The organism is Paracoccus sp. (in: a-proteobacteria) (genome assembly GCF_030536915.1).
Taxonomy (GTDB): Bacteria; Pseudomonadota; Alphaproteobacteria; order Rhodobacterales; family Rhodobacteraceae; genus Paracoccus.
This window is the reverse complement of record NZ_JAUNPC010000143.1, coordinates 1-3,974: the sequence shown is the minus strand read 5'-3', so window position 1 is coordinate 3,974 and position 3,974 is coordinate 1. Positions and strand designations below refer to the sequence as shown.

Genomic DNA, 3,974 nt, shown 5'->3' with positions numbered 1-3,974 from the left:
CACGCCGGGGATGACACCGACGAACGTTCGGACCTGCCGGGCTGGCCAGGACGCGCGCGTGCTGCCGGGATTGCCCCAATCGGGCAGCCCCTGCAGCCGGCGGTCGATCGACCTGGGCGAGGTCAGGCTCGACAAGCGGCCCGTGCCGATCAGCCTGCAGCCCTTCTGCTGGTGACGGGTATCCTTGTCGGCGTGGCGGTGTATTTCACCTTGCGGACCCTGTCGCAGCGCCTTTCCCAGCTTCGGCCGGGACGACGGATCGGCCTTCCCCTGTCGATCCTCGGGGCCACGATCGCCATCCGCTTCGGCGCGACCGACCTTGTCCTGCTGACCGGGCCGATTGCCTCGAACTTGGCGATCGCCGCGGAAGCCGTGGGATGGGCGGCTGGTGGCTGGCTGTTCGTTCAGGTCGTGGCGGCCGTGTCGCTGGGACTGAGCCAGCGCTATGTCGTTCCGCTGGGACTCGATGATCCGGCGAACCGCCGCATCAAGACCACCGTCTACGTGACGCGGCGGCTGGCGCTGGTCTTCGTGGCCCTGCTGTGGCTCGGCTACATCATCCACCGGGTGGGCGTGTTCGACCGCTTCGGGCTGTCGGTGCTGGCATCGGCCGGTGTGCTGGGGGTGCTGGGAGCGCTGGTCACCATCGCCGCGCGTCCGCTTCTGGGCAACATGGTGGCGGGCCTGCAGATCGCGCTCACCGATCCCCTCCGGGTCGGCGATGTCGTCGTCTATGACGGCCACTGGGCCACGGTCGAGGACATCGCCTTCGCCCATACCGTCCTGCGGACCTGGCTCGACACCCGCCTGATCGTTCCGCATTCGGATTTCCTGTCCAAGCCCTTCGAGAACTGGTCGAAAGAAGGGGAGGAAGTCCGGCGCATCGTGAAGATCCCCGTCGACTACCGCATCGACGTCGATCAGGTCCCCCGGAAGGTCGAGGAAATCGTCGAGGGCGACCCCGTTCCACCAGCGCCCCGCTGGTGGAGCTGGTGGAGGCGGAGGCGGACGCGGCGGTCATCTGGATATGGATCTCGGGCCCGACGTCCTTCGCCTTGTGGTATCTTCACAACGTGGCACGGGACTTTGACCGGCAGGTCGCAAAGGTCCAGATCCGCATTGCCGTCATGAACGGCTGCACCGCGCTTGGCATCCCTGTCACAGGAACCGTGGGATGCATCCGTCCGGGAAAAGGGAAGCCTCGGCCATCAGTGGCTTTGTGCAATATAGCCCTCTGGGTGACGAAATGGCAGCTACTGCCGCGCTCATGACCTCTGTCACCCGTCATGCGGGTCTGTTCCTGGGCGACCGCTGCGGGATTGCCTTGCCGTTCCGGCGCTCACTGCAGATCAGGCCCTGGATGGACATCGCCAACGAGATCGGGATCACCGGCCACAACATCCGGTGATCAGGACATGCTCCAGTGACCCGGCTATCCATACCGGATCCCGCATGGATGACAGATGCCATCCCTCGGAACTCGCCTTGCGCGGCGGAACCCTGGTTCAATGCGATGGTTGAGGGACAGCCGCCGCCCGAATGGGCGGCCATGACATGTTCCGAGAGGCCTTGCATGACCGACCGTATCTCCCGCCGCGACATGGGGCCTGACGCCCCGGAAAACCTGCCCGAACCGCCGCCCGGCGCCAAGCAGGGAAAGATGGCCGCCGCCGCCCGCGCCAGCGAGGCCGCGATGGGCAAGCCGCTCGACCTGCCACTCGGCAGCGGCGGCGAGACGCAGCAGCGGGGCGGCAGCGGCATCCTGACCACCGACCATGGCGTGCCGGTCAGCGACAACCAGAACAGCCTGAAGGCCGGTCCGCGCGGGCCGGTGCTGCTGGAGGACTTCGTCCTGCGCGAGAAGATCTTCCACTTCGACCATGAACGCATCCCGGAACGGATCGTCCATGCCCGCGGCTCGGGCGCGCATGGCACCTTCACCGTGACCCGCGCCATCCCTGAACTGACCCGCGCCGCCCTGTTCCAGAAGGAAGGCAACAGTTGCGACACCTTCACCCGCTTCTCGACGGTCGCGGGCTCGAAAGGGTCCAAGGACACGCCGCGCGACGTGCGGGGCTTCGCCACCAAGTTCTACACCGAGGAAGGCAACTGGGACTTGGTCGCCAACAACTTCGCCCCCTTCTTCGTGCAGGACGCGCTGAAGTTCCCCGATCTCGTCCATGCCGTGAAGCCCGAGGCGGACCGGATGTTCCCGCAGGCGGCCTCGGCGCATGACACCTTCTGGGATTTCGTCTCGCTGATGCCCGAGACGATGCACACGGTCCTGTGGCTGATGTCGGACCGCGCCCTGCCCCGCAGCTTCCGCATGATGGAGGGCTTCGGCGTCCACACCTTCCGCATGGTCAATGCCGAGGGCAAGGCGAGCTTCGTCAAGTTCCACTGGAAGCCGCGGCTGGGGCTGCAGTCGCTGCTGTGGGACGAGGCGGTGAAGATCTCGGGCGCCGATCCCGACTTCAACCGCCGCGACCTGTGGGAGGCGATCGACCGCGGCGACTTCCCCGAATACGACCTCGGGATCCAGGTCTTCGACGCGGATTTCGCCGAGGCGCAGTTCTACGACGTGCTGGACGCCACCAAGATCATCCCCGAGGAGGACGTGCCGGTCCAGATCATCGGCACGCTGCAGCTGAATCGCAACCCCGACAACTTCTTCGCCGAGACCGAGCAGGTCGCCTTCATGCCCCAGAACGTGCCGCCGGGGATCGACTTCACCGACGACCCGCTGCTGCAGGGGCGGCTGTTTTCCTATCTCGACACGCAGAAGTCGCGGCTGGGGACGGCCAATTTCTTCCAGATCCCGATCAACGCCCCGCGCTGCCCCTTCGCCAACATGCAGCGCGACGGCATGATGCAGACGCTGGTCCACAAGGGCCGTGCCAATTACGAGCCGAACAGCCTCGACCGCGCGGGCGAGGATCCCGGCCCGCGCCCCTCGGACCAGGGCTTCCAGACGATCCGCCGCATGGACCAAGCCGAGGACGCGAACCAGAAGCTGCGGGTCCGGGCCGATAGCTTCCGCGATCATTTCAGCCACGCCCGGCTGTTCTATCGCAGCCAGAAGCCGGTGGAACAGGACCACATCGCCAGCGCCTTCACCTTCGAGCTGTCCAAGGTGGACCTGCCCCATGTCCGGCTGGCCGTGCTGGCGCAGGTGCGGAACGTGGACGAGACGCTGGCCCAGCGGGTCGCCAAGGGCCTTGCGCTCGACCTGCCGCCGCGGGCCGAGCCGGCCAGCGAGCCGGTGGACATGCCCGCATCCGACGCGCTGTCGATCCTGAAGAACGCGCCCGGGACGCTCAAGGGTCGCAAGGTCGGCATCCTCATGGACGACGACAGCGACCCCGCTGAGGTCACGGCGCTGGCTGCGGCCATCGGGACGGCGGGCGGGGTCGCCATGACCATCGCCCCGCGCCGGGGCCTGGGCGACGGGCAGCTGGACGGCACGCCCTCGGTCGTGGTGGACGCCATCGCGCTGGTGCTGACCGAGGCGGCGGCGCAGAAGCTCTGCCAGCACAAGCCCGCCATCGACTTCGTGTCCGACGCCTTCGCCCATTGCAAGGCCATCGGCCACGGCCCCGGTGCGCAGGCGCTGCTGGACAAGGCCGGGGTGGTCGCGGATGCGGGGGTGGTTCCGCTGGACGCGCTGCCCGCGGCGGCGGTGCGGCGCTATCACGACCGCGAGGCGCTGATCTGGGCCGCCCATCCCTGACAGCGGCAAAAAGGTGAAGCATCTGTCGGGACCGGGACAACGATCAGCAGATCAATCCGGGCCGCATGCAGCTTGTCGAGGAACTCGCCGAGCCTGCGGTTCGAATGCCGGATTGTGTTGACCTGCGGCACCCTTGCCCGATCTTCGGCAGGAGCTTCCCCTCCCACGCATAACCAATGAGGCTGCCACGGCTCTGTTGCGCAAATCGACTGATGGGGGCACGTCGCCTTTCCCCGGACGGAGC

Annotated in this window: 2 protein-coding genes and 2 pseudogenes; all 4 read left to right on the top strand. The window is 67.1% G+C overall.

Annotation, left to right across the window (positions count from 1 at the left end; translation table 11 throughout):
* Positions 1 to 672: 672 nt before the first annotated feature.
* Positions 673 to 849: pseudogene (locus Q4F04_RS16060) on the top strand (mechanosensitive ion channel domain-containing protein); the annotation flags it as partial.
* 224 nt (positions 850 to 1,073) lie between these two features.
* Positions 1,074 to 1,175 (top strand): annotated as a pseudogene (locus Q4F04_RS14775) (IS5/IS1182 family transposase); the annotation flags it as partial.
* Positions 1,175 to 1,408: a hypothetical protein gene (locus Q4F04_RS14770; RefSeq protein ID WP_303370561.1), complete on the top strand. Its 234-nt coding sequence runs from the start codon at positions 1,175 to 1,177 to the stop codon at positions 1,406 to 1,408. The pseudogene Q4F04_RS14775 and the gene Q4F04_RS14770, both read left to right, overlap by 1 nt.
* 252 nt (positions 1,409 to 1,660) lie before the next feature.
* On the top strand, positions 1,661 to 3,730 hold the full coding sequence (locus Q4F04_RS14765; RefSeq protein WP_303370560.1) for a catalase: 2,070 nt from the start codon (positions 1,661 to 1,663) through the stop codon (positions 3,728 to 3,730).
* Positions 3,731 to 3,974: the final 244 nt, after the last annotated feature.